General features: G+C 41.1%; 26 protein-coding genes and 8 tRNA genes. 26 read left to right on the top strand and 8 right to left on the bottom strand.

Going from position 1 to position 22143, the window contains the following annotated elements:
* Positions 1–747: CAP domain-containing protein (locus tag JOD17_RS17345; RefSeq protein ID WP_204699260.1), on the top strand; the 747-nt coding region annotated here is incomplete at its 5' end.
* Positions 748–787: 40 nt separating this feature from the next.
* Here JOD17_RS17345 and trhA read toward each other — a convergent pair.
* Positions 788–1435, bottom strand: a complete 648-nt coding sequence (trhA, locus tag JOD17_RS17340; RefSeq protein WP_239575682.1) for a PAQR family membrane homeostasis protein TrhA — start codon at positions 1433–1435, stop codon at positions 788–790.
* 114 nt (positions 1436–1549) lie between these two features.
* Here trhA and JOD17_RS17335 point away from each other — a divergent pair, with 114 nt between their 5' ends.
* Positions 1550–2158 carry a nucleotidyltransferase family protein gene (locus tag JOD17_RS17335; protein WP_204699256.1) on the top strand — a complete coding sequence of 203 codons (609 nt, stop codon included), beginning with the start codon at positions 1550–1552 and terminating at the stop codon, positions 2156–2158.
* Here JOD17_RS17335 and JOD17_RS17330 read toward each other — a convergent pair.
* Positions 2151–2732: a cell wall hydrolase gene (locus JOD17_RS17330; RefSeq protein ID WP_042359748.1), complete on the bottom strand. Its 582-nt coding sequence runs from the start codon at positions 2730–2732 to the stop codon at positions 2151–2153. The genes JOD17_RS17335 and JOD17_RS17330 overlap by 8 nt on opposite strands.
* A gap of 341 nt (positions 2733–3073) precedes the next feature.
* Positions 3074–3796, bottom strand: a complete 723-nt coding sequence (locus tag JOD17_RS17325; protein WP_204699254.1) for a GerMN domain-containing protein — start codon at positions 3794–3796, stop codon at positions 3074–3076.
* Between the two features lie 411 nt (positions 3797–4207).
* Here JOD17_RS17325 and JOD17_RS17320 point away from each other — a divergent pair, with 411 nt between their 5' ends.
* Positions 4208–4735 (top strand): RNA polymerase sigma factor SigX, encoded by a 528-nt coding sequence (locus JOD17_RS17320; RefSeq protein ID WP_042420377.1) that lies wholly within the window; start codon positions 4208–4210, stop codon positions 4733–4735.
* Positions 4725–5963 (top strand): hypothetical protein, encoded by a 1239-nt coding sequence (locus JOD17_RS17315; RefSeq protein ID WP_204699252.1) that lies wholly within the window; start codon positions 4725–4727, stop codon positions 5961–5963. The genes JOD17_RS17320 and JOD17_RS17315 overlap by 11 nt, the downstream gene beginning before the upstream one ends.
* Positions 5964–5989: 26 nt before the next feature.
* On the opposite strand, the gene JOD17_RS17310 is transcribed toward JOD17_RS17315, so the two are convergent.
* Entirely contained in the window at positions 5990–6877 is an 888-nt protein-coding gene (locus tag JOD17_RS17310; RefSeq protein ID WP_204699250.1) for a diacylglycerol/lipid kinase family protein, read from the bottom strand.
* Positions 6878–6889: 12 nt separating this feature from the next.
* Complete coding sequence (locus JOD17_RS17305; RefSeq protein ID WP_204699248.1) at positions 6890–7669, bottom strand: rhomboid family intramembrane serine protease; 780 nt, start codon at positions 7667–7669, stop codon at positions 6890–6892.
* 87 nt (positions 7670–7756) lie between these two features.
* Between JOD17_RS17305 and acpS the strand changes: the two genes are divergently transcribed.
* From acpS to JOD17_RS17240, 13 genes are all read left to right on the top strand, one after another.
* On the top strand, positions 7757–8125 hold the full coding sequence (acpS, locus tag JOD17_RS17300; RefSeq protein ID WP_204699246.1) for a holo-ACP synthase: 369 nt from the start codon (positions 7757–7759) through the stop codon (positions 8123–8125).
* Between the two features lie 352 nt (positions 8126–8477).
* Positions 8478–9506 (top strand): LolA family protein, encoded by a 1029-nt coding sequence (locus JOD17_RS17295; protein ID WP_204699244.1) that lies wholly within the window; start codon positions 8478–8480, stop codon positions 9504–9506.
* A 118-nt stretch (positions 9507–9624) separates the two neighbouring features.
* Complete coding sequence (gene alr, locus JOD17_RS17290; protein WP_204699242.1) at positions 9625–10761, top strand: alanine racemase; 1137 nt, start codon at positions 9625–9627, stop codon at positions 10759–10761.
* A 146-nt stretch (positions 10762–10907) separates the two neighbouring features.
* Positions 10908–11189, top strand: coding sequence for an antitoxin (locus tag JOD17_RS17285; protein WP_204699241.1), 282 nt, complete (start codon positions 10908–10910; stop codon positions 11187–11189).
* A gap of 230 nt (positions 11190–11419) precedes the next feature.
* On the top strand, positions 11420–12268 hold the full coding sequence (locus tag JOD17_RS21620) for an STAS domain-containing protein (protein ID WP_204699240.1): 849 nt from the start codon (positions 11420–11422) through the stop codon (positions 12266–12268).
* Positions 12268–12624: an STAS domain-containing protein gene (locus tag JOD17_RS17275; RefSeq protein ID WP_042420388.1), complete on the top strand. Its 357-nt coding sequence runs from the start codon at positions 12268–12270 to the stop codon at positions 12622–12624. Before JOD17_RS21620 ends, JOD17_RS17275 begins: the two co-directional genes overlap by 1 nt.
* A gap of 5 nt (positions 12625–12629) precedes the next feature.
* A complete protein-coding gene (locus JOD17_RS17270) occupies positions 12630–13043 on the top strand; it encodes an anti-sigma regulatory factor (protein WP_204699239.1) in 414 nt (137 codons plus the stop codon).
* Positions 13044–13061: 18 nt separating this feature from the next.
* A complete protein-coding gene (locus JOD17_RS17265) occupies positions 13062–14084 on the top strand; it encodes a PP2C family protein-serine/threonine phosphatase (protein ID WP_204699238.1) in 1023 nt (340 codons plus the stop codon).
* Positions 14085–14187: 103 nt separating this feature from the next.
* Complete coding sequence (locus tag JOD17_RS17260; protein ID WP_042420389.1) at positions 14188–14523, top strand: STAS domain-containing protein; 336 nt, start codon at positions 14188–14190, stop codon at positions 14521–14523.
* Positions 14520–14996 carry an anti-sigma B factor RsbW gene (rsbW, locus tag JOD17_RS17255; RefSeq protein ID WP_204699237.1) on the top strand — a complete coding sequence of 159 codons (477 nt, stop codon included), beginning with the start codon at positions 14520–14522 and terminating at the stop codon, positions 14994–14996. Before JOD17_RS17260 ends, rsbW begins: the two co-directional genes overlap by 4 nt.
* The gene (gene sigB / locus JOD17_RS17250) at positions 14968–15753 is read left to right on the top strand and encodes an RNA polymerase sigma factor SigB (protein ID WP_204699236.1); all 786 of its coding nucleotides are present in this window, start codon (positions 14968–14970) and stop codon (positions 15751–15753) included. Before rsbW ends, sigB begins: the two co-directional genes overlap by 29 nt.
* A complete protein-coding gene (locus tag JOD17_RS17245) occupies positions 15754–16362 on the top strand; it encodes a SpoIIE family protein phosphatase (protein ID WP_204699234.1) in 609 nt (202 codons plus the stop codon). It begins immediately after the preceding gene.
* A gap of 91 nt (positions 16363–16453) precedes the next feature.
* Positions 16454–18640 carry a Tex family protein gene (locus JOD17_RS17240; RefSeq protein WP_204699232.1) on the top strand — a complete coding sequence of 729 codons (2187 nt, stop codon included), beginning with the start codon at positions 16454–16456 and terminating at the stop codon, positions 18638–18640.
* A gap of 46 nt (positions 18641–18686) precedes the next feature.
* Here the strand turns inward: JOD17_RS17240 and cmpA are convergent, their stop codons facing one another.
* Positions 18687–18815 carry a cortex morphogenetic protein CmpA gene (gene cmpA / locus JOD17_RS17235; protein WP_152549492.1) on the bottom strand — a complete coding sequence of 43 codons (129 nt, stop codon included), beginning with the start codon at positions 18813–18815 and terminating at the stop codon, positions 18687–18689.
* 108 nt (positions 18816–18923) lie between these two features.
* Between cmpA and JOD17_RS17230 the strand changes: the two genes are divergently transcribed.
* The 9 genes from JOD17_RS17230 to JOD17_RS17190 all read left to right on the top strand — a co-directional run bounded on the left by JOD17_RS17230 (position 18924) and on the right by JOD17_RS17190 (position 20386).
* Positions 18924–19385, top strand: coding sequence for a SprT family protein (locus JOD17_RS17230; RefSeq protein ID WP_204699230.1), 462 nt, complete (start codon positions 18924–18926; stop codon positions 19383–19385).
* 163 nt (positions 19386–19548) lie between these two features.
* Positions 19549–19623, top strand: a tRNA-Asn gene (locus JOD17_RS17225).
* Between the two features lie 3 nt (positions 19624–19626).
* A tRNA-Ser gene (locus tag JOD17_RS17220) sits at positions 19627–19717 on the top strand.
* 27 nt (positions 19718–19744) lie between these two features.
* Positions 19745–19819: transfer RNA gene (locus JOD17_RS17215), tRNA-Glu, on the top strand.
* 6 nt (positions 19820–19825) lie between these two features.
* Positions 19826–19901: transfer RNA gene (locus tag JOD17_RS17210), tRNA-Val, on the top strand.
* Positions 19902–19969: 68 nt separating this feature from the next.
* A tRNA-Asp gene (locus tag JOD17_RS17205) sits at positions 19970–20045 on the top strand.
* A gap of 39 nt (positions 20046–20084) precedes the next feature.
* Positions 20085–20159 (top strand) — tRNA-Gln (locus JOD17_RS17200).
* A gap of 38 nt (positions 20160–20197) precedes the next feature.
* Positions 20198–20283 (top strand) — tRNA-Leu (locus JOD17_RS17195).
* Positions 20284–20298: 15 nt separating this feature from the next.
* Positions 20299–20386, top strand: a tRNA-Leu gene (locus tag JOD17_RS17190).
* Between the two features lie 117 nt (positions 20387–20503).
* On the opposite strand, the gene JOD17_RS17185 is transcribed toward JOD17_RS17190, so the two are convergent.
* Both JOD17_RS17185 and JOD17_RS17180 read right to left on the bottom strand, forming a co-directional pair.
* A complete protein-coding gene (locus JOD17_RS17185; RefSeq protein ID WP_204699228.1) occupies positions 20504–21610 on the bottom strand; it encodes a site-specific integrase in 1107 nt (368 codons plus the stop codon).
* 32 nt (positions 21611–21642) lie between these two features.
* Positions 21643–22065: an ImmA/IrrE family metallo-endopeptidase gene (locus tag JOD17_RS17180; RefSeq protein ID WP_204699226.1), complete on the bottom strand. Its 423-nt coding sequence runs from the start codon at positions 22063–22065 to the stop codon at positions 21643–21645.
* Positions 22066–22143 lie beyond the last annotated feature (78 nt).

The following is a 22143-nucleotide window of genomic DNA, read 5'->3' as shown; positions in this document are numbered from 1 at the left end:
GAAGAAGCACCAGAAGTGGACGAGCCAACTGAAGGTAACGAAGAAGAAGCACCAGAAGTGGACGAGCCAACTGAAGGTAACGAAGAAGAAGCACCAGAAGTGGACGAGCCAACTGAAGGTAACGAAGAAGAAGCACCAGAAGTGGACGAGCCAACTGAAGGCAACGAAGAAGAAGCACCAGAAGTAGACGAGCCAACTGAAGGCAACGAAGAAGAAGCACCAGAAGTAGACGAGCCAACTGAAGGCAACGAAGAAGAAGCACCGGAAGTAGACGAGCCAACTGAAGGCAACGAAGAAGAAACACCAGAAGTAGACGAGCCAGAAGAGAATGAAGGATCTGATCAAGATCAATCCGTAGATCAACATGCATTTGTTCAAGAGGTTATTGACCTTACGAACGATGAGCGTACGTCTCGTGGACTTTCACCACTTGAAGCAGACACGCAATTAAACGAAGTTGCAACAGTAAAATCAGAAGACATGAGAGACAACAACTACTTCTCTCACGATAGCCCAACATACGGTTCGCCATTTGACATGATGAACCATTATGGTGTTGAGTACCGTGGAGCAGGTGAGAACATCGCTGCGGGTCAACGTTCACCAGAAGAAGTCGTCAACGGTTGGATGAATTCTCAAGGGCACCGTGAAAACATCTTAAATGCTGACTACACACACATTGGTGTTGGATATGCTGAAGGTGGAAGTTACGGTTCTTACTGGACGCAGATGTTTAACACGAAATAAATAATGAAACCCGAAGCCAAACGGCTTCGGGTTTTTGTACTTATAATGGTAATACGTATCGGAAGACGGCGAAAAAGTGTGCCATCGAACCTGCAATGACGAATACATGCCATACTGCGTGGTGATAAGGGAAACTTCGCCACACGTAGAATACGGTACCGACTGTATAAAAAATCCCGCCTGCGAGTAAAAGCATCATGCCTGAATGCGGTAATACTGTGGCTAATGGTTGCCACACAATAACAATGATCCAACCCATACCAATATAGAAGATGGTCGATAAAAATACGAACCGTTTCACAAAAAAAGCTTTAAATGCAATGCCAATGAGGGCAATACCCCAAACAATGCCGAACAATGTCCAGCTTAGTGCTCCTTCTAAGACCAGAAAGAGAAACGGTGTATACGTACCAGCGATGAACAAGTATATGGAAGAGTGGTCAAAGATCTCGAATAAATTTTTTGTTTTCCCTTGTGGGAAACTGTGTAGTAAAGTTGAATTTACATAAAGCAACGTCATTGTTGCTCCAAAAATGGCAGCACTTACGATGTGAAGAGCTGTGCCGTTGATGGAAGCGTACACGACGAGTAAAACTAAACCTGCAATGCTAAGCAATGAGCCAACGCCATGTGTAATCGCATTTGCAAGCTCTTCTCGTCTAGAAAAAATATGCGTTTGTGACGCCAAATTCCCACCCCATTTATTCTTTTCCTTCATTATAACGAAATTATTGCCTATTGAATACCATATGCGAGTTTATACCATTAGGAATACGGAATTTTTTAATTTGGAGGTCTTTACATGTATGAACAAAAATTAAAAGTATTGATCGAACGTGATGAGTGGATGATGGACGTACTTCGAACTGTTCAACAATTGGAATTGCAAGATTGGTGGGTTTGTGCCGGGTTTGTTCGTACGAAGATTTGGGATACTGTACATACATTTACTACGCGTACGTCTATAGCTGACATTGATGTGATACATTTTGATAACCGCGAAGATCGAATGAGTGAGCAAGTGGATCGTGAACTTGAAGATCAACTTCTCTTACTACGACCGAATCTGCCATGGTCTGTAAAAAACCAAGTAAGAATGCATAACCGAAACGGTGTGAAGCCATATCTTTCATCGACAGATGCAATGTCAAAGTTCCCTGAAACCGCTACAGCTCTCGGCGTATCTTTAGACAAAAACGGAGAACTACTCATTTCAGCACCACATGGGCTCACAGATGCATTTCAGCTACATGTGAAACCTACCCCTGCTTTCCTTAGGAATCAAATGCTAATACCGATTTATGAAGCACGTCTTGCTAAGAAAAAATGGCATAAAACATGGCCACGTCTTACGTATTGGGAATCAAAAAGCCATTTGTCTTTTGACAAATGGCTTTTCTTCTTTATTTAGCAAATACGTGTTGGCCGATACGTTTTGTTTCGTCACGAGTAGCATTCCAATGGTTCGTCGCAGTGTCAGGGTTGTAGAAGAAAATCGAACCTTCGCCTTGTCCTTCAAATGCGAGTGCTTCACGTGCAGCAAGCTTAGATTCATCCGCTGCTGGTTCTTCAATCGTTCCATCAAGAACAGGGCTGAATGCATAGTAGCCATTCACGACTTCATAAATCACATCTGTAATCGTATCTGGATAACGGTCGTCCGCAACACGGTTGAGAACAACTGTACCAACAGCTACTTTACCTGCATAAGGTTCACCTTGTGCTTCAGAATGAATTAAGCGGGCAAGTAGATCTAATTCTTCGTCAGATATTGAATCTGGTAATTGTAAACGTTCACCGATTGCAAGATTCGTATCAGGCTTTCCGTTTAACTCTTGGATTTCTTGCATCGAAACTCCGTAATCAACACCGATGCTCCATAATGAATCACCATCAGTTACGGTATGAACGGAACTTGCTTGAGTTGTATTAGTAAACATAAAGAAAAATGCGAGTGGCATAAGGAAATATTTTAAACGTCTCATAAACTCGTAAAACCTCCTGTGTGATTTGTACGAGTGTTACCATAACAAGTCACTGTGATTGTTGCATTAGGAAAAAGAATCCAAAGGCCTATTGTTATTTGTTCGATGCTGTCATAACAGTAATCGTCCCTCTTTGTTACATTTGCATTACATCTATGTTATCTAAGATATATTTCCTAATAATTAGGCGAAGTGTCTAAAAGAGTCAATTTAGGAAAACTTCTTCTGACATTGTTGCAGGAGGAGTGAGTCATAGGAATAGGTAAATATTATTACAAAAAAATAAAGCGCATAGCAGTACTCCGTTGGAGTACCCATGCGCTTTTGATTAGGGAAGTTTTTTAATCTTCAATAGAGTCATATGAGTCTAGGTCTGTGTCCGGTGTGTAAGGTTCGGATGAATCTACATGACCGAATACAGTATCTGCACTTTCACCGTCAATTAAAACAAGCACAGACTCAAAACCAGCTTGTTGAGCGGTGTGAGCGATTTGATTCATAATGCCAACTTCTAATCCAGAACCGACATTAAGAAAAGCGAATTCTTCTGAAAAAGATACATGAGCAACACCATCATGGTCTTCTACAGATTGTACAGAAACATCTTCATCTTCAGTAACCGAGACGAGTGCTTCATGGTCAGGTCCAGCAAGCCATTGTTCTAATGCGCTCATGAGTAACCCTTCTTGACCTTCACCGCTGATTGTATGAGTTTCTGTATACATTTCTAATACTTGATCGTCGTAGAATACGAGTTCAAAGTCTTCTTCCATCATTTCTGCTTCATCAATATCAGCAGCTGTTTCGTCATCGGATTCAGAACTTTCTTCATCTTCTTCATCAGCATCTTCTACAGATTCATCCGTATCATCTTCGTCTTCATCTTCATCGTCATCTATGTCTTCGTCGTTAGCTTCTTCGTCATCAGTGTCTTCATCTTCAGGTTGTTCAGTCGTTGTGTCTTCTCCATCAGTTTCAGCCGGTGCAGTATCATCCTCAGCACAAGCACTTAACATTCCTACTGTTAATAATGCTGCTGCAGAAAATTGAATCGGTCGTTTCATTCCACAATTCCTCCTTATTATGTAGCTCTCCACATATTCTAGTTTTAAATGTCATTCTTTGTCAAAGATAACCTGTACTTGTCATTTTATATATGAAATAAAAATCACTTCTTTTTCACTTTTTTACGAACGAGTAAAAAAAGAAACATGCTATAATAATGAACGAACGTAATTAAAGTAGGTGAATTTATGAATCAACGTAGATCGAACCTAAAATGGTTAGCAGGCATTTTAATGTTTGTTGCTTTATATGCTGTTGGCTATTGGGTCTTCGTCCTCGCCTTTTCATAATACAAAAATGAGCACGTTGCCGAGTAAGTTAGGTAGCGTGCTTTCTGTCATAATAAAAAATTACGGAATAAATGTGTAACGCGATAATCTAAATAACGACTACAAAGGGGAACGGTAATCGTGTATGAAACGTTCGACCGCCTTTATGAACAATATCATCAATCGTTGTTCCAGTTCATTTTCTACATGGTTCGAGATCGCCATGTTGCAGAAGAACTTGTACAAGATGTTTATATAAAAGTATTTCATTCATATGATCGCTTTGATGGAAGAAGTAATGAAAAGACGTGGCTGTTTTCAATCGCAAAACATGTCACCATTGATTATATTAGAAAAGAAAATCGTCAAAAAAGGAAATGGTTTGGCATGGTCGTCTCTGATGAAAAAATTGACATACAAGATCATCAACCTTTGCCTGAGCAAAGGACAATTGCAAAAGAAGAGCTAGAGGTTACTTACCGGGCTTTAGGGAAGTGTTCTGTAGATCAGCAACAAGTTTTGATTTTGCGATTCATTGAATCTTTTACAGTCAAAGAAACGGCAGAGGCATTAGGCTGGTCAGAAAGTAAAGTGAAGACGACACAGCATCGTGCCATCTTGAAATTAAAGAAAACGTTGCGAGAGGAGGAAGAGAAGCATGAGTCATAATGGATATGAAGACGAAGAAGTAATCAAGAAGTTAGAAAAGCTTCGCGGTGTAGAAGATGATCGGAATAAGAACGAGATTTATAAAAGTGTAAAAGCTGAAACGATGACACGTTCAAATCGTCCGAAGCGTGATCGTTTTAGTCGACCGGTCATTGCTGGTATGTCTTCAGCAGCAGTATTAATACTTGCTATCATTGTGATTTCTCAAGTTCCTCTCCTTCAAGATGGTAGTGAGTTATCATCACAAGGGGGAAATCAAAATGAAGATCAACAACTTGCAATTACAAGTGATGAAGAAGAAGAGTTTGATGCCACTGACAGCGATGAAGACCAAGCGCAACATTATATAGAAGACTCGGAACAACCAGAAGAAATTGTCCCGCATGAACCTGAACAAAACGATGAATCGTATGAACGTCAAGAAGAGACACCCGAAACAACAGAAGACGACGTTGAGTTAAATGGAGAATGGGATGATTACGATTATCCGTTAGCGGCAAGCTCAGAGAGTCCTGGGATGTACACATTGCCATTTTTGGCACCAGATGAGCAGACGGTTGTAAATGTCACATTCACGATTGACGAGCAAAGTATTCTAGATGAAATTGATACATTGCTTAACGGGGTGGACCCAGAGCAATTTGGTTTAAGGGATTCACCAATTCAACGCTTAATTCAAGAAGGAAGTATGGATCGAGTACGAGAAGCTTTACAAGAAGTAAGTCGATTTGAAACGTTTGCGACATTAGATTTACCGAGTGAAGTTGAAGAAGTGTTAAGTGCAACCACTGAAGAGCGAGACGAAGCAAATGGGTATTATTTATTGCCTGTTGAAGATCAATATGTATACCTCGTCACTGGGAAGAGCTTGGATGTTGAGCGAGAAGAGGACCTCAGTTTAGAAGAGACGTTAAAACGCATGGAGTTGGAAGAACAAGGCGATCGATACTTTTCAGTCATTCCTGAAGAGCTTGATTTGGAATCGGTAACTGAAATTGATGAAGAACGAATTGCACTTGCATATGACGGTTTTGAGGATGTTAACGAACATGAACTCATCATGTTTGTTGAAGGTGTGTTATTAACTGCAGCAGATTATGGCTATCGTGAGATAGAGTTTGAAGGAATTGAGGATCAAGATGTTCGAGACGTTGGTCCATACACGTTAACGAATACGTTGCATCCTCCGGTTGCACCGAATTACCTCGGTCCAATCGAGTTTCACTAAAAAACACTGAGCGATCTGCTCAGTGTTTACTGTGATTCACTTGGAATACAAAACGTAACTTTGTCACCGAGTGTAATTGTAACAGGCGTCTTCCCGCCATCTTCACCGTCGATGTCTACGTTACCTTCTGGCTCAACATGCAATGTTAAGTGTTTGAGCTGATGGTGAATGAGATTGTTCTCATTTTCGTCGAATTGGTCATTAAGTTTGGCTTCCTTCCAGGCTGACACTAAGGAAAGTCCACCTTCTTTAACGATGTAGACATTTAAATAACCGTCATCTAACTCGTGTTGTGCAGGTAATCCGATGGAACCAATGTAATTTCCGTTAGAGACGAGAATCATAACGGCTTCTCCAGTTAGATGCAGATCATCACTCGTTAACGTGTACGTATAATGAGTCGGGTTCGTAACGGTTTGAAGTGCACTCCAAAAATAACTTAATCGACCGATTGTTGCTTTTAATTCCTCATTAATGTTTTCAGATGTGTCAGCAATTAAACCGACAGCAAAGAAATTCAAAAAGTAACGGTCATTCATTTTCGGGACGTCCACCGTTTTGGTCGTTCCGGTACATACTTGATCAATGGCCTCCTCAAGGTTCATTGATATGCCTAACGTGCGGGCGAAGTCGTTGCACGTCCCACCAGGCAAAACGGCAAGATTCGGTCTGCTTTGTAACGAAGGAACGCCGTTTATACACTCATGGACCGTTCCGTCACCACCAAAGATAAACAACGTATCTACGTCTTTGCCTACTTCTTTTGCAATTCGTTCACCATCGCCAGGCTTTGAAGTAGGACAAAGTTTTAATTGGAAACTATGTGACTCGATTTGCGCTTTAATTTGTTCAATACTTAGGTGATCATTCGCTTGACCTGCGTGCTCATTATAAATGATTGCCGCTCTTTTCATGCGCAACCTCTCCTAAACTAAGTTTGAAAGTAAGCCAATCACGACGAGAATGATAAAAACGATCCCGACAACATTCATGATGCTAGCCCCTTTAATGGGCATTCGTCGTTTCTTCTTCCAGCGATTTGGGTCAAATCCGATGTCATTTCCTTCACTTCGTTCAGGGCGAACGAGTGGGATTGTAAAGAAGTTCCTTGCCTTTATTAGAAAAGGGGCGGCTAGTGCCATTCCTGCTACGAGCCCAATAATGTGGGCAAGTATATTAATTCTCGGATTAAGAAATGTTAAAATCACGCCAATGACAACCATGACTGTAACGATTTGTCTACTACTTGCGTCAATCAGTTCTTTTCTAAAGATCATCATATAAACGTACATACCGAGTAACCCGTAGATTGCGCCCGATGCACCAACGTGACTATAGTATAACGGCTGAAGAATAAAGGTTACGATGTTCGCGATGACTGCAGTACCGAGATAAAAACTTATAAATCGCGTGCGGCCAATCATTTTCTCGAGCGGTGGACCGAACAAAAAGAGAGCAAAAGAGTTAAACAACATGTGCATTAAGTCAGCGTGTAGAAAAATCGGTGTGATTAATCGCCACCATTGTCCTTCTGCAATCGCTAGATTTAACCCGACACCTAAATGTTGAATCCAAATCCCTGGTGGGAATATCCCGATTTGACCAAGGAAAGCGAGAAAAAATAAAACGATGTGAATGGCAATTAACGTTGTCACGATCGGATAATTGCGTCTGAACGTATAGAAACTTTCATTGCGGACGAACATACAGCCACCTCAATTGTACAAGAATCGTATTTAATCTTATCATATTGTGATTCATTCATTCGAATGAATTGATTAGGAGGATTGACGATGATTATTGGAAATGGAATTGACATCGTTGAACTAGAGAGGATTTCCAAGCTACTTGAACGTCAACCTCGTTTTATTATGCGTATTCTTACATCAAACGAACAACGGAGTTATGCTCAATTATCAAAAAGGCGTAAGGTCGAATATGTAGGGGGACGCTTTGCAGCGAAAGAAGCATTTGCAAAAGCATATGGGACAGGAATAGGTTCAGAAATTAGCTTTCAGGACATTGAAATAAATAATAACGAAAATGGCAAGCCGGTGCTCAACTGTACCAAGCTTAAAGAGGCGCACCAAGTGCATGTGAGTGTGTCGCACAGTAAGCATTATGCCATCGCAAACGTCATTATTGAAACGGAAGTTTTTTAGACAGGCTGGAATAACCGCATAGGTTGTCTCATATGATGTAATGCGGTTAGGAGGGGCCTGAAATGTTGGTAAGAACATGTGAATACGAGTGGTAGAGTGGGAAGCTAGAAACTCAATTCAAGAGATTGCGAGGTGGTGTCGTGATGAAACGATGGTTGAACAACACGTAACTTAGACATGTACTAAACATCTAGATTTTTCTTCATCACGATGACTTATGGACGGAAAAAGGCAATCCATCTCTAAACATCCAGTGAATAACACTCGTCACTTTCTATTACCACATTTCTTTTTTTACAATGTGATAGGTTCCTCCTTTGTCGTTACATCGAAGACAAAGGAGAGAGGTTTGATGAAAAAGAAGTTCGGATTTTGTACGGTCGCTTTTTTATCGATTGCCTTACTTGCAGCATGCGGAGAAAAATCAGAAGAAGAAGTGGTTGAAGACCTCGGTGAAACACTTCAGACGATGAGTGGATATCAAACATCAGCATCGCTTACGATGCAGACGGGCCAAGAACCTAGGGAATACGATGTTCAAATCGCTCATGTTCAAAACGAAGAGAATCGTTATTACCGTGTGGAACTTCAAAACGAAAATGAAGAGCAAAATCAAATGATTTTAAGAAATGACGATGGTGTTTTTCTGTTGACGCCTGCGTTAAACAAAAGCTTTCGTTTTCAAAGTGATTGGCCGAGCAACAACAGTCAAATGTATTTGTATGAATCACTCGTGACCGACATTTTAAGTGATTCAGAGCGTTCCTTTGCGATTGAAGAGGACAAATATGTTTTTGAGACTGTAACGAACTACCAAAATCAGAATCTGCAACAACAAGAAATCGTTCTTAATGATGATTTAACACCTCATGCAGTTCGGGTGTTTGATCAGAACTATGAACCGCTCGTTGAAGTTGCTTTCCATGATTTTGAGTTAAATCCTGCAATTGATAGCAGTGAGTTCGATATGGATCGTCACTTACCTGAAGAATCAGAAGCTCCGGTATCAACAGACGAGGTAACAGAGGAAGATGTGTTTGGTGTGTTTATGCCGTCGTATGAGCCTGCAAACACTGAGCTCTCTGAAACGTCTGAGGTTCAAACAGACGATGGCATTCGTGTCATCATGTCCTATGAAGGTGAACAGCCATTTACAATTATTCAGCAACCGTTATCCATGTCCACTTCATCAGAGGTAACACCGACTAGAGATATGGGTGCAGGAGATCCAGTTGACTTAGGTGAAGTGATCGGTATTCAGACTGATAATTCACTTACATGGTCAGTGGATGGTGTGGAGTTTGTGATTGCATCAGATACGCTTCACGTCGATGAAATGGCAGCTGTTGCCAGATCAATGACAGCCACACACGAAAAATAATGGTGAGTCCACGTACGTGGACTCTTTTTTAACGTAATTACTACATATACGATTGACAGTCATAAGAATGCGTAGACATAATGAAGATAGACTAACGAACGCTAGGGGTAGACAGACGATGGAACAATTGTATCGAGAAACTTGGATCGAAGTGGACAAAGAAGCAATTAAACAAAACGTAGCGTCTCTAGATCGGTTGCATCATGGTGAACGCCAAATCATGGCGGTCGTAAAAGCAAACGGGTATGGTCACGGAGCCATTGAAGTTGCAAAAGCTGCACTCGATGGCGGAGCAACGGTTTTAGGGACTGCACTTCTTGAAGAAGCGATTGAATTGCGTGAGGACGGAATAGTAGCGCCAATTGTTGTACTAGGACGTACTGATGCAAGTGGGGCAGGCGTAGCTGCAAAGCTAGACATTGCACTCGCAACATTTCAGCGAGAATGGTTAGTTTCGGCTAAGGAACATATTGAACCAGGTCACTCGCTCAAATTACACGTGAAGTATGACACGGGCATGGGAAGAATCGGTGTAAGATCGATTGAAGAAGTTCAAGAAGTTTTAACAGCGATTGATGAAGAATCATGCTTAGAATTAGAAGGTCTTTTTACGCATTTTGCAACCGCAGATGAACTAGATCTTACCTATTATAAAGAGCAACAACATCGATTTGACGAGCTAGTCAATGTACTAAAAAGTGAGAACAGGCAGATCCCACTTATTCATTGTGCAAATAGTGCTGCAAGTATGAGGTTTAAAGATGCTTGTTATAACATGGTTCGTTTTGGCATATCGATGTATGGATTGTTACCTGCAACGGATTTAGAAGCGGAGTTACCTTTTTCGTTAGCCCCAGCGCTTTCTTTATATAGTCATTTATCACATGTAAAACATGTAAACTCAGGAAGTAAAATTAGTTATGGCGGAACGTACACAGCCACACAAGATGAGTGGATTGGAACGGTACCGATCGGATATGGTGATGGCTGGATTCGTAGTAATGCGAATGGTGGAGAAGTCATTATCGATGGGGTGCGTTTGCCAATTATCGGACGCATTTGTATGGATCAAATGATGGTGCGTCTTCCCAAGGAAATGCCCGTCGGGAAACGGGTTACATTAATTGGTGAGGATAATAAAGAGCGCATTACGATCGAAGAGATCGCTGATCGTTTAGGCACGATTACGTATGAAATTCCATGTCTAATTACAAACCGTGTCCCGAGGCGATATGTTCAAAAAACATTGTCGTAATTTGAAGGAATTATGCGATAGACGGCGAATGGGTAAGAGAGGTATAAAGAGGTTTACTGTACTGTAATGCTTTTGCAATGAAAGACAGTCAATGCTATTATTGATAAAGGACATTACAGGGACTATAGTGTTGGAGGTGTCTTACCTTGTCTAATGATCGTTCTAGACAAATTACGATTAGCCTTCCCCAATATTTATTGCAAGAGGTGGACAATATGATTAAGTATGATGGTGTTGAACGCAACGAATTTATCCATCAATCCGCAACTAAATATTTGTACGAACACAAAGCTGAAGGTGTTCGTGAACACATGCAACAAGGATATCTTGAAATGGCTACCATTAACTTGTCAATTGCTTCCGAATCTTTCGGCTTAGAGGAAGAGTGTGAAATGAAGATGGGGAGAAGGTTAGTCAGCGGTATTTAATAAAGAGAATTATGGCGTTATTATTCTAGATCTTATCCCATTTCTATAACGTTTCTTAATCGTTGCCAACGTATTTTCGTGTGGCAGCTTTTTCTTATTGGAAAAAGACAAACCAATCAACAGTTGTGAGTTGCTTTCAAGGGCACAAAATGGAATAATGAGAATAGCGTACCCTGTGCGTAATTCTGTCAGGTGACAAGATTTTGTTAATGACGGTGGTGTGACTGATTATGCGTTCAATCGTATTACAACATATGATCGACAACAAGGATCACTATATTGAGCAGTGGAGAGTTTCGTTTGATGAATTATTATTTTCCCGCTCTGAATCCACGATTAAACCTCAATATATTCAGGATGAAATGAAAGAAGAGTTTGTTTCAGTAATTTTCGATACGCTTACTATGGACGGGCATTCTAGGCGAGCAGTTGTAAAGCGTTTTGCAGAGCGACTCATTCACGATGGCTGGGTCGTAAGTGAATTTATTATGAGCTTACAAAAGCTACGTCGCATTGTGATGAAAGACTTGTCCAATCATTACGATAGGGAAAAGTTTGTTGATCTGTCCGGCGAGCTTGAAGATTGGCTAGATGAACAAATTACTGATTTAACAACCGAATTTGCGAAGAATCACGAAGAAGTGAAGGCAATACAAACCGTTGCGTTAAAGGAGTTATCAGCTCCGCTTATTCCAGTTTTCGATAAAATCGTCGTTATGCCATTGATTGGAACGATTGATACGAAGCGAGCTTCGCAAATTATGGAGAATTTATTAGATGGTATTATCGAACATCGTGCGCAAGTCGTGCTCATTGATATTACAGGAGTGCCTCTTGTAGATACGATGGTTGCACATCATATTATTCGTGCATCAGAGGCTGTTAGGCTAGTTGGTGCAGAGTGTCTACTCGTCGGTATTCGACCAGAGATCGCACAAACAATTGTTAATTTGGGAATTGATCTTGGGAACTTTACGACAAAGAGTACGCTTAAGAAGGGTGTAGAAGCAGCGTTGCAAATGACACATCGCGATATTATTACAAATGAAGAGCCTGTTACGGGTGGAGGGTTGAATTAATGCGTATTCCTATACTCAAACTGGGTCGTTACTTGTTAATTTCGGTACAAGTAGAATTAGATGACCAAACTGCGCTACAGTTTCAAGAAGATTTATTAAATAAGATCCATCAAGAAGGCTCACTAGGGGTAGTCATTGATTTAACATCGGTCGATATGATTGATTCATTTATCGCGAAAGTGATCGGTGATGTTGTTGAGATGTCTAGTTTGATGGGGGCAAAAGTTGTTTTGACAGGTATTCAGCCTGCAGTAGCCATTACTTTGATTGATATGGGGGTTTCTCTTCAGGAAGTGCAAACAGCACTTGACCTGGAGCAAGGTCTTGAGCGATTGCAACAGGAATTGGGGGGTTGACGTATATGAGTAACCATTCCTGTATTGAAATAGCCAATGAATGGGGGATTGTTTCTGCTCGCCAGGCAGGTCGTGAGCTTTCCAAAGAGATTGGTTTTGGGAGTGTGGATCAAGCAAGAATTACGACAGCCATCTCAGAGCTTGCAAGAAACATTTACTTGTACACTGAAATTGGTAAGATTGATTTAGAAGAAATTAGTGATAATCATAAAAACGGGAAAGTCCGTGGAATAAAAGTCGTTGCTAGTGATAAGGGGCCGGGGATTGAAAACCTTCGAGATGTTATGGTTGACGGATTTACGACTTCTGGAGGTTTAGGTGCAGGTTTACCAGGGGTAAAGCGACTGATGGATGAATTTGACATCGAGTCAATACCTGGGGAAGGTACTACGATTACGACGATCAAGTGGCTCCGTTAGAAGGAAGGATGTTCGGGGATGGACACTTACGAAACGCTACAACAGAGCTATAAAGAGATTTTGTTTAGTTTTTTGCAAAAGAAAAACGAACAAAGCTTATACGATGCTCAACAGTTCAGTAAAAAAGTGTTAGAGGAAAAAGTTTCTCCTGAAGAAATCGTTAGCATACATCTCGAGGTGATTCAGGAGCTCTATCCGGATATCCCGCCAGAGACACAAGAATCATTTGAGTTTCTCCTAGAAGTGATGATCGGCTATGGCATGGCTTATCGAGAGCATCAAATTCTTCGTAATCGTCAGAAGGAACTGGAGAATGAGATTGATGTTGCGGCCAACATGCAACACACTCTGTTACCTAGTGAAATTCCGGATGTCGAGGAACTTGATATTGGTGTCATTACAGTGCCAGCATCAAAGATGAGTGGGGATTATTATCACGTCATTAAAGATGCAAACGGCCTTATTGGTGTAGCGATTGCGGACATTATCGGAAAGGGGATTCCAGCTGCTCTTTGTATGTCGATGATCAAATATGCAATGGACAGTATGCCGAATTCGATCTTACAGCCAGGTGAACTTCTCGAATCGTTAAATCGTACCATTGAACAAAACATTGCTTCACACATGTTCGTAACGATGATGTATGGTAGTTATGATCCGAAGTCCCATATCTTTTATTACGGCGGAGCAGGACATGAACCTGGCTTTTATTATAGTGAACAGCAAGATCGTTTTGAAGAGCTGTACGCAAAAGGACTGGCGCTCGGTATTTCGAAAGAAGCGAAGTATCGAGAGTTTAGTCGTGAGATGAGTGAAGGTGATTTTGTTGTTCTTCTTTCAGATGGTGTTACAGAATGCCGGACCGAAGAACGATTTATCGAGCGAGAAGAAATTACGGCGCTCATTAGAAAATATAAGCATTTAAGCACGCAAAAAATCGTCGATAACGTCTATCGAGACTTAGAACGTTGGCAAGAATTCCAACTTCGTGACGATTTCACTTTAATTATCGTAAGAAGGAAGTTTAAAGAAAATAAATAATGGGTATATAATAACTGCGGCCTTGGGCCGTTTTTATTTATCATAAGATAAATTTGTATTCATTATATATTTCGTACGATTGATCGGGGAGGGGAATAACGTTATGAAACTTGATTTAAGAACAGAGGATATGAAGGCAGCTAATGCTAAGAAGTTATATGTCGCAGGAGAAATTGACGCTTATACAGCACCGCAACTTAAAGAGGCATTATCACAATTAACATCAAGAGATCAAGGCATTACAGTCGTTGATCTTGAAGGTGTAGACTATATTGATAGTACGGGACTCGGAATTTTTGTAGGTGCACTTAAAGATACGCATAGTCATGAGGGGCAATTCAAGATCGTTTCCTTAAACAGTCGCGTAAAACGGCTCTTCTCAATTACAGGACTAGATGAGGTTATGGACATCGACGAAAAAGAGGGGGCCAATCAATGAGCTCGAAGAATGACAGCATAGAAATGAGCGTACCTGCGAAAGCAGAATATATTGGAATCCTCCGCTTAACCGCATCAGGGATTGCGAACCGGGTAGGCTATTCTTACGATGTAATTGAAGACATTAAAGTATCGATGGCAGAAGCATGTACGAACGTCGTTGATCATGCTTACAAGGACGGAAGCGGCGATATTAAAGTGAAGTTCGATCTGTGTAATGATTATCTTCAAATCCAAGTTTCAGATGAAGGAACGGAGAAGAAGACGCTTGCTAAGTCAAATGGGCCTGTTGATGCTAACAAGCCAATTGAGGAGTTACAGGAAGGAGGCCTTGGGCTCTTCCTTATTGAAACATTGATGGACGAGGTTGAAATTACGCAAGATAATGGTGTAACGATCACAATGAAGAAGTTCGTACAGAGGGATGAGGTGGCTCAAGGTGCCGATGGAGTCGAAACGACAGCCAACAACTAAGGCTGAAGAGCCAATTTATGACTTAATAGCGCAATATCAAGCTGGCGCAGACGAAGAAGTCCAAACGAAGCTCGTCTTGCACTATGAGTCGCTTGTCCAGTCATTAGCTCGTAAGTTTTCCCGAGGGCAAGGTCACGACGATGACCTTTACCAAGTCGGGATGATCGGTTTACTGGCAGCTTTACGACGCTATGACACTTCTTTTAATCGCTCGTTTGAATCATTTGCTGTACCAACAATTGTCGGAGAGATTAAGCGTTTTATTCGAGATAAAACGTGGAGTGTGCACGTACCAAGAAGAATTAAAGAGCTTGGACCGCGAATTAAGAAGGCGGTTGAAGAGCTTACAACGGAACTGCAACGTTCGCCGCTCGTGAACGAAATCGCTGCTCGGTTAGAAGTGACGGAAGAAGAAGTGTTAGAGACGATGGAGATGGGTAAGAGTTATCAAGCATTATCTGTCGATCGATCAATCGAAGCTGATTCAGAAGGAAGTGCCGTCACACTTCTAGATTTGGTCGGCAGCCACGATGAAGGGTTTGAACAAACAGACCAGCAGTTGTTGCTTGAGAAAGCATTTGCTGTACTCACTGACCGCGAGAAGGAAATTCTTAAATGCACGTATTTTGATAACTTAAGCCAGAAAGAAACTGGCGATTTGCTTAACATCTCTCAAATGCACGTTTCAAGACTTCAACGAAGAGCTTTGCAAAAGCTACGCGAATCCATTCGTGTTGAGCCATCGGAGTGTTATTGAATGGGAAAAATAATCGAGGAACAATATGAGAATGCAGTAACTGCAGCATTTCAAGCCGGAAAAGGCGGCAATCCAGTTTGTGGTGATATGTTTATTACTGTTGAAACCGATCGTTACTTTCTCACTGCGCTTGCAGATGGCCTTGGGAGTGGCAAAAGTGCTAGGCGTTCATCGGAACTTGCGATGAACGTCATTGAGAAGCACTTTGATGCTCCGATGGAAGAATTATTCGCGAACGTTAATCAAGCGCTCGCTCATGAGCGCGGAGTCGTACTAACTGTCATTCGAATTGACTATGAGCGAAATCAGATTACGTGTGGGAATATCGGCAATGTTGAATGCTTATTGATGATCGATCAAAAGGATGTCATGAGAATTATCCCAACGACAGGTTTTCTCTCAGGTAGATCTTTTAAGGCTCGTGTTCATCATTTTAGTTTTAAACAAAACGTCGGCTTCCTTTTACATTCTGATGGAGTTTCAAAGCAAACGCATCGCTATGAACTTCAAGCTTCTCGCCTTTCACCGACAGCCGTCGTTGAACGGTTGAAAGAAGAGATGGCTATTGATAAAGATGATGTGACAATAGTGTCAGGTTATGTACATTGAAACGCAGCGAGCGACGTTGCGTTTTTTTTTTTGCTTTCAAAAATATGGTAAAGTACAAAGTATAGTGACTCAGCCGGAGGAGGCAATGGACATGTTCAAGTCTACGAGCCAAGAAGAGATTGTATCCAGAATTGCAATAAGCACAGGGGTAAATGAAAAGTATACGAATGCGATTATTCAGCTTAGTGAGGAAGGCAATACAATTCCATTTATTGCTCGCTATCGTAAAGAGCAAACAGGAAATGCCGATGAAACAAACATAAAAGCAATCTTAGATCTTTTCCAATACGAGAACCAATTGGAAGATCGAAAGCAAGAAGTCTATCGCTTAATTGACGAACAAGATAAATTAACGCCTGAATTATCGAAGAACATACATGAGGCGAGAAAGTTACAAACGTTAGAAGATCTTTATCGTCCATATAAGCAAAAGAAACGCACACGTGCGACGATTGCGAAAGAGAAGGGGCTAGAACCGCTTGCTAAGCGAATTTACGAGCATCCTAAGGAGATGAATGTAAAAGAAGAAGCAAACGGCTACTTAAGTGAAGAGCATGAATTAAACGATGTAGGCACTGTTATTGCTGGTGCTTTAGATATTATTTCTGAGTGGATTTCTGATGAAGCAACCATCCGTCAGAAAATCCGTACATTTACGTATTCAAATGGTACGTTAAAAACATCAATGAAGAAAAATGCAGAAGACGAAGAAAGTGTCTTTGAAATGTATTATGAATTCGAAGAAAGAATTAAAAACATCCCATCGTATCGCGTACTTGCAGTAAATCGTGGAGAAAAAGAAAATGTCTTGAAAGTGACGATTGATGTTCAGCGGGAGCGAATTGAGGAATTAATGGAAAAGCAAATCATCAAACGCTTCGGTTCTCCTGCTGTTGATTATATGAAAGAAGCAATTGCTGACAGTTACAAACGATTGATTGCACCGTCCATTGAGCGAGAAATTCGTAATGAATTAACTGATACTGCTGAAGATAAAGCAATCCAGGTCTTCTCAGGGAACTTAAAACAGCTCTTGCTGCAACCACCTTTTCTTAATAAGGTCGTGCTCGGTGTAGACCCTGCCTACCGAACAGGATGTAAACTTGCCGTTGTTGATGGAACTGGAAAAGTATTGGACACAGGAGTCATATATCCAACACCACCAAGAAATGACACCGCTAATGCTGCGAAGAAAGTGACGCAGTGGGTACAAAAGTACAAGGTCGATATGATTGCTATCGGAAACGGGACGGCTTCAAGAGAGACAGAAGCGTTTATTGCCGATGTGATTGCAGATCAGCAATTGGAGCTTCACTATTTAATTGTGAACGAAGCAGGAGCAAGTGTATACTCAGCTTCAGATCAAGCGAGATCAGAATTCCCGCAATTAGAAGTTGAAGAGCGAAGCGCCATTTCCATTGCAAGGAGACTACAAGACCCGTTATCTGAACTCGTTAAAATTGATCCAAAATCAATTGGGGTCGGTCAATATCAACATGACGTACAAACAGGCAAGCTTTCAGGAAGCCTTGACTTTGTCGTTGAGTCTGCGGTAAACCTCGTTGGGGTCAATGTAAATACTGCTTCTTCAAGTTTGCTACAATACGTTGCAGGTCTTAATCAGAAGGTTGCTCAATTGATCGTGACGTATCGTGAAGAGAATGGGCAGTATCGCACGCGTAAGGATTTGAAGAATGTGCCTAGACTAGGTGCGAAAACGTATGAGCAGGCCGCAGGTTTCCTGCGTATTATTGAAGGTGAAGATCCACTTGATCAAACACCAATTCACCCAGAGAGCTACACGGTGACACGTAAATTACTGAAAGACATGAACATTAACGTTCAAACATTGGGTAAAGCCGATACAAAAGAAAAGCTACAATCGCTAAATCGTACCGAGATCGCAGAAAGCTTAGACGTCGGTTCAATGACGTTAAATGACATTCTTGATGCGTTAATTCGCCCGAATCGTGACCCACGAGAAGATATGCCTAAGCCGATCTTGAAATCAGGTGTCATGGCTATGGAAGACTTAGAAGAGGGCATGGAACTTGAAGGAACCGTGCGGAACGTCGTCGACTTTGGGGCCTTCATTGATATCGGGGTGAAGCAAGATGGTTTAGTTCATATTTCCAAACTTGCTGATCGCTTCGTGAGAAATCCACAAGACGTTGTGGCAGTTGGGGATATTGTAACTGTTTGGGTTGAACAAGTCGACCAGAAAAAAGGCAGAATAGCGCTTACGATGTTAGCACCTAAAAAAGCCGTCCAATCCTAATAAAGAAGCCAAAGTTACGATAACTTTGGCTTCTTTATCTTCATTGTTATGATTGAAAGAACGTATCTTGGTTTTTTCTGAGGTATGAATACCAGCATTGATTAAGCATGACAATTTCATGGTGGTTTTTTTCGAAATAAGCTTTTTCAAGCTGCTTTCTAAGCCAATAAGGCATGATTCTTTTCCCCTCCTTGTGGTAAAATCAGATTCACAGAAGGCGTTTCACTAGTATATGTTCTTTAGCTTGTATACGTTGACGGTTAATTCGAGAGGTGATGTGGTTATGACAAATGAAGAACTTCAACAGTGGACGGAACGGTTATCAAAGGATCGTTTCTATAAACCATTTCGTCACACGATCACATTCAATCGTCGCTTAAGAACGACAGGTGGGCGTTATTTGTTACATACGCACAACATCGAAATGAACCCGAAGCAATTGGAGCACTTTGGGATTGAAGAATTTGAGAAGATCATCCTTCATGAGCTCTGTCATTATCACCTACATATAGAAGGGAAAGGCTATCAACATAAAGACGCAAGTTTCAAACAGTTGTTGAATGAAGTTGGAGGAAGCAGGTATTGTAACCTTGTCCCTGGAACGTACAAACCATTGGTATATAAGTATTTTTACCAATGTGTGAAGTGCAATCAAACGTATCGACGCAAACGGCAAATGGATGTGAATCGGTATGTTTGTGGACGGTGTAAAGGGAAATTAAAAAAAGTTAATGAAAACCGTTGACGGTATTTGATAGCCTGTGCTATATTATAAAAGTCGCCAAGAGAGAAACACAAAACGACAGCAACACTTCAAAAATTACATAAAAAAGTTGTTGACATAACAACAACGACCATGATAAGATATTACTTGCCTGTTACGAAATGAACGGACAAGCAAACAACATTCCACAGTAGCTCAGTGGTAGAGCAACCGGCTGTTAACCGGTAGGTCGCTGGTTCGAATCCTGCCTGTGGAGCCATTCGGAGAAGTACTCAAGTGGCTGAAGAGGCGCCCCTGCTAAGGGTGTAGGTCGCGAAAGCGGCGCGAGGGTTCAAATCCCTCCTTCTCCGCCATTGAAACTTTGTGAATTAGACAAGCATGGCCCGTTGGTCAAGGGGTTAAGACACCGCCCTTTCACGGCGGTAACGCGGGTTCGAATCCCGCACGGGTCACCATTTATCGGAGGGTTAGCTCAGCTGGGAGAGCATCTGCCTTACAAGCAGGGGGTCGGCGGTTCGATCCCGTCACCCTCCACCATTTTCACTTGAACGAGTGAATAGGAAACGCTGCATTTGCAGAAGTTAATAGAGAGAATTTTTATAAGTGGGCCTGTGGTGTAGCGGTTAACATGCCTGCCTGTCACGCAGGAGATCGCGGGTTCGATTCCCGTCAGGCCCGCCATTTATAGAAAATCCAATCCTTGTAAACATAATGGAATAGTGGGCCATAGCCAAGCGGTAAGGCATCGGATTTTGATTCCGTGATGCGCTGGTTCGAATCCAGCTGGCCCAGCCATTTTAATTACAGTTTGCCTAAGTAACATTTACACACATGCGGGTGTGGCGGAATTGGCAGACGCGCTAGACTTAGGATCTAGTGTCCTTGTGACGTGGGGGTTCAAGTCCCTCCACCCGCACCATATTTATACCAAGACGCGGTTGTGGCGGAATGGCAGACGCGCTAGGTTGAGGGCCTAGTGGGAGTTAAATCCCGTGGTGGTTCAAGTCCACTCAACCGCACCATATATAAACACAGTCATACCAACGCTTACAGCGATTTTGGTATTTTTTTATGCGCTCATTTCCGTTATGGAGATGGGCGTTTTTTAATGATTTATTCACCACAAATTCACCATTTTCCTAAAAGAAGTCATCTAGGCGGTCTGCAGTTTCTCGTTGTTTGTTCGGAAATAGGTGACCATACACATCAATCGTGGTTTTAATTGAAGCATGCCCCAGGCGCTCTTTGATGGTTGCATAATCTTCCCTTTGATGGATCAGCAGAGCCACATGGGAGTGCCTTAAATCATGCAGACGTATCGGTTCCAATTCACCTCGATTACATATGGTTTGTATTCTTCGGCTAAAAATGTCCTTTGTCGGTGGCTTTTCTCTGTATTGAAAGATGTGTGTGTCATTTGAATGGTGAATCCGTAATTGAGCAAACAGGTTTTGTTGTCTTTCCTTCCATGATTCTAGCAAATTAAAAAGCTTTGAGTTGATGCTGATCCGTCTTATTGAGTTACTGGTTTTAGGTCTTGTAATAATGACTTCTTTGTTGATATACGTGAGTGATTTGTACACGTTGACTTCTCCGCGGAAGTTATCAATATCATTCCAATTTAAAGCCAATATTTCGCCACAACGCATACCAGTAAAATAACTAAAGGTATAGAAGGTTTTAAACAGAAATTCCTCTTCATCAATTAAGTTGATGAATTGCTTAAATTGGTCGGGTGTCCAAAACTTCATTTTCTTATTATCCAAAGCGAGGTTTTTTACAGTATTACAAGGGTTGGTTTGTATTGCTTGTTCTTCAACTGCTTTATCGAAAATCTGTTTGAGAATAATCATGATGTTGTTAATTGACTTTGCGCTTAAACCAGAATTGATGAGTTTTAGTTGATATTCTCGAATATCAAATGATGTTACTTCCTTGAAATTACAGTTCTTAAAAGACTCGAGAATATGCTTATTGATTGTATACTCCTGTATCTTTAGATAGTTAGGCTTGCTGTGGAGTTTGCACTCCTCTAAATAAAGGTCTTTTATAGCAGTGAAGCTGATTTTACGATCGCTAATAGCTTTTCTAGAGTGATACAATTGCTTTGTTTTTGATTGCCATTCTTCAGCTTCTTTTTTAGAGTCAAAAGTTTTTGTTTTCCGTCTTCTTCGATTAGTCAGAGGGTCGATTCCAACACTAACATCAGCACGAAAACGACCGTCATTTAAACGTCTTATTCCCATATTAATCACCTCTTATAGAACGTATGTTCGTTTTAAAGATATGAAAAAATAACCTTGCTATTTGGAACTCCATTCATTTTAATCCGAATGGCATGAATTGGCAAGTTAAAGAAATTTGCGATTTCTTCTATTGTAAGACTTTTAATCGTATTTAAATCAGTAAAAAGTAATTCATCAGTTAGAAGAAGTTCTGAAGCGAAGACATTGGATTTTTCATCGTTTAATCTGTCAAAAAGAACAGAATGGTCTGGGTTAAAATTAAAGAAGAAATAACCCAATATATAGGCAATATAGTAGTCTTTGTAATTGGCTTTAGAATTAATATGGATTAATGGCATTGCATTGTAATAATGAAGAACCCCTGTGGCCTGTCCGAGATCGTTTTTTAAAATTTTAATGTGGAGATAATCGCATAGTTCGTAAACGTTATTTGTTTGATAGTGGCTTATGATCATCTGTACTTCCTCTTTGATCGCTTCATTGGTAAAGATAATACCACTCCTTGAAACAAGTTTTTGTGCTAGAAAATATGT

Origin of the sequence: Geomicrobium sediminis (assembly GCF_016908595.1) — a bacterium.
GTDB lineage: Bacteria > Bacillota > Bacilli > Bacillales > Marinococcaceae > Geomicrobium_A > Geomicrobium_A sediminis.
Note: the sequence above shows the minus strand (reverse complement) of the source record. Positions and strands in the feature narration are given on the sequence as shown.

Coding starts and splice junctions, on each gene's coding strand:
- alr (WP_204699242.1), top strand. CDS start 9,625: ATGGAACAATTGTATCGAGAAACTTGGATCGAAGTGGACAAAGAAGCA.
- JOD17_RS17295 (WP_204699244.1), top strand. CDS start 8,478: ATGAAAAAGAAGTTCGGATTTTGTACGGTCGCTTTTTTATCGATTGCC.
- JOD17_RS21620 (WP_204699240.1), top strand. CDS start 11,420: ATGCGTTCAATCGTATTACAACATATGATCGACAACAAGGATCACTAT.
- sigB (WP_204699236.1), top strand. CDS start 14,968: ATGGAGTCGAAACGACAGCCAACAACTAAGGCTGAAGAGCCAATTTAT.
- rsbW (WP_204699237.1), top strand. CDS start 14,520: ATGAGCTCGAAGAATGACAGCATAGAAATGAGCGTACCTGCGAAAGCA.
- JOD17_RS17270 (WP_204699239.1), top strand. CDS start 12,630: ATGAGTAACCATTCCTGTATTGAAATAGCCAATGAATGGGGGATTGTT.
- JOD17_RS17185 (WP_204699228.1), bottom strand. CDS start 21,610: ATGGGAATAAGACGTTTAAATGACGGTCGTTTTCGTGCTGATGTTAGT.
- JOD17_RS17245 (WP_204699234.1), top strand. CDS start 15,754: ATGGGAAAAATAATCGAGGAACAATATGAGAATGCAGTAACTGCAGCA.
- JOD17_RS17260 (WP_042420389.1), top strand. CDS start 14,188: ATGAAACTTGATTTAAGAACAGAGGATATGAAGGCAGCTAATGCTAAG.
- JOD17_RS17265 (WP_204699238.1), top strand. CDS start 13,062: ATGGACACTTACGAAACGCTACAACAGAGCTATAAAGAGATTTTGTTT.
- JOD17_RS17275 (WP_042420388.1), top strand. CDS start 12,268: ATGCGTATTCCTATACTCAAACTGGGTCGTTACTTGTTAATTTCGGTA.
- JOD17_RS17330 (WP_042359748.1), bottom strand. CDS start 2,732: ATGAGACGTTTAAAATATTTCCTTATGCCACTCGCATTTTTCTTTATG.
- JOD17_RS17230 (WP_204699230.1), top strand. CDS start 18,924: ATGACAAATGAAGAACTTCAACAGTGGACGGAACGGTTATCAAAGGAT.
- acpS (WP_204699246.1), top strand. CDS start 7,757: ATGATTATTGGAAATGGAATTGACATCGTTGAACTAGAGAGGATTTCC.
- JOD17_RS17335 (WP_204699256.1), top strand. CDS start 1,550: ATGTATGAACAAAAATTAAAAGTATTGATCGAACGTGATGAGTGGATG.
- JOD17_RS17180 (WP_204699226.1), bottom strand. CDS start 22,065: ATGATCATAAGCCACTATCAAACAAATAACGTTTACGAACTATGCGAT.
- cmpA (WP_152549492.1), bottom strand. CDS start 18,815: ATGCCTTATTGGCTTAGAAAGCAGCTTGAAAAAGCTTATTTCGAAAAA.
- JOD17_RS17310 (WP_204699250.1), bottom strand. CDS start 6,877: ATGAAAAGAGCGGCAATCATTTATAATGAGCACGCAGGTCAAGCGAAT.
- JOD17_RS17315 (WP_204699252.1), top strand. CDS start 4,725: ATGAGTCATAATGGATATGAAGACGAAGAAGTAATCAAGAAGTTAGAA.
- JOD17_RS17305 (WP_204699248.1), bottom strand. CDS start 7,669: ATGTTCGTCCGCAATGAAAGTTTCTATACGTTCAGACGCAATTATCCG.
- JOD17_RS17240 (WP_204699232.1), top strand. CDS start 16,454: ATGTTCAAGTCTACGAGCCAAGAAGAGATTGTATCCAGAATTGCAATA.
- JOD17_RS17325 (WP_204699254.1), bottom strand. CDS start 3,796: ATGAAACGACCGATTCAATTTTCTGCAGCAGCATTATTAACAGTAGGA.